Source organism: Ensifer sp. 4252, from assembly GCF_050434565.1.
Taxonomy (GTDB): Bacteria; Pseudomonadota; Alphaproteobacteria; order Rhizobiales; family Rhizobiaceae; genus Ensifer.
Window position 1 is genome coordinate 1 of the sequence record NZ_JBNDIU010000077.1, and the last position, 1,700, is coordinate 1,700.

Genomic DNA, 1,700 nt, shown 5'->3' on the forward strand with positions numbered 1-1,700 from the left:
CGTCTGGCTGTTCTCGCTAGTGCTTGGCCACTCCCGATACATCTTCGCCCGCTACGTCATGCATCAGGATCTTCAGACGCTTCTTCGCTGCCACATGCAGGCCTTCGACATGATCGGCGGTGTCCCGGCGGAGATCCTCTACGATCGGATGAAGACGGCTGTTACGGGAGAGGATGGCAGTGGCCATATCATCTATAATCGCAGCCTGATCGCGTTGGCTCAGCATTATGGATTCCAACCGAGAGCCTGCCGACCATATCGCGCAAAAACCAAAGGGAAAGTCGAGCGGCCCTTCAGCTATATCCGCCAGGACTTCTTCCTCGCACGCTCCTTCCGCAACCTTGAAGACCTGAACGAGCAATTACGCGATTGGCTCGATACCGTGGCAAACGCCAGACTGCATGGCACGACCCAGTGCATCGTCAACGAGGCGTTCGCGAGAGAAAAGCCTGAGCTTCAGTCCCTGCCATCAACGTCCTTTGGTGCGCTGCTCAAACTGGAGCGTCGCGTCAGTCATGACGGGCTCGTTTCGATCGGCGGCAATTATTATAGCGTTCCGGACCGCACACGCAGGGTCGTCGAAGTTCACCAGCTACCGGACCAGATCCGTATCCTCGATGAAGGCGTGACTGTTGCCACGCATCCGGTTTTGGAAGGACGCCGGCAATACCGGATAGACCCTTCGCATCGTCATGACGCAGCGCGACAAAGAACCTGGAAGAGCCCGAGCGAAACGATCGTCTCCGGTCGCACGGGCGATCACGTCGCCCGCCGTTCGCTCGACTTCTATCAGGCCGTCGGTGACCGACTGGCATCGGTGGGATCACGATGATGACGGTCCATATCTCAACAATCGACAGCATCCGCCGGAGCCTCGTCGCATTACGAATGCCGCGTGCGCTCGAAGCTCTCGATGCCACGCTACGGCGGATCGAACAGGGCGACATCGATGGCATCCAGGCATTTGATGAGTTGTTGGTCGAAGAACTGACACTGCGCGAAACGCGCCGCATCAAAGCAGCCCTATCGATGGCTCGGCTGACCACCGTCAAAACCCTGAGCAGCTTCGATTTTACATTCCAGCCATCGCTCGACAGAAACCGTGTAATGGCGCTGGCTGAATTGAAGTTCATCGATCGCGCCGAGGTCGTCCATCTTCTGGGGCCACCAGGAACCGGAAAGAGCCATCTTGCAACGGCACTGGCTGTTGAAGCCGTGAAAGCAGGAAAAAGCGTCTACTTCGCAACGCTGGCCGATATCATCACATCGCTGGCGAAAGCCGAACGAGAGGGTACGTTGCGCGAACGCATTCGCTATCTCTCGCGCTCAGCACTGCTGGTCGTTGACGAGATCGGCTATCTCCCGGTGGTGCCTGGCGGCGGCAACCTGTTCTTCCAGCTGGTCAACGCCCGCTATGAAAAGGGCGCAATGATCCTGACTTCCAACCGCGGGTTTGCCGAATGGGGAGAGGTGTTCGGAGACGCGGTGGTCGCAACGGCCTTGCTCGACAGACTACTGCATCATGCCGTCGTCGTTCAAATTGAAGGCTCGAGTTATCGCCTGCGCCAACACGCTGACCTCATTCCGGAGCACGTCCGCTCCAAAGCTCTCATCAACCCGCCGCCCGTGCCGAAAAAGCGCGGCAGACCACCAGGATTGAAAACCGATCGCGACAACGGCTGATCACCGAAATTAAACCC

Annotated in this window: 2 protein-coding genes; both read left to right on the plus strand. The window is 57.9% G+C overall.

Annotation, left to right across the window (positions count from 1 at the left end; all coding sequences use genetic code 11):
- Window positions 1-832 (plus strand): IS21 family transposase (gene istA / locus ABIE33_RS36205; RefSeq protein ID WP_429133965.1); only part of this gene is annotated, 832 nt, incomplete at its 5' end.
- Window positions 832-1,683 carry an IS21-like element helper ATPase IstB gene (gene istB, locus ABIE33_RS36210; RefSeq protein ID WP_429133966.1) on the plus strand — a complete coding sequence of 284 codons (852 nt, stop codon included), beginning with the start codon at window positions 832-834 and terminating at the stop codon, window positions 1,681-1,683. The genes istA and istB, both read left to right, overlap by 1 nt.
- Window positions 1,684-1,700 lie beyond the last annotated feature (17 nt).

Coding starts and splice junctions, on each gene's coding strand:
- istB (WP_429133966.1), top strand. CDS start 832: ATGACGGTCCATATCTCAACAATCGACAGCATCCGCCGGAGCCTCGTC.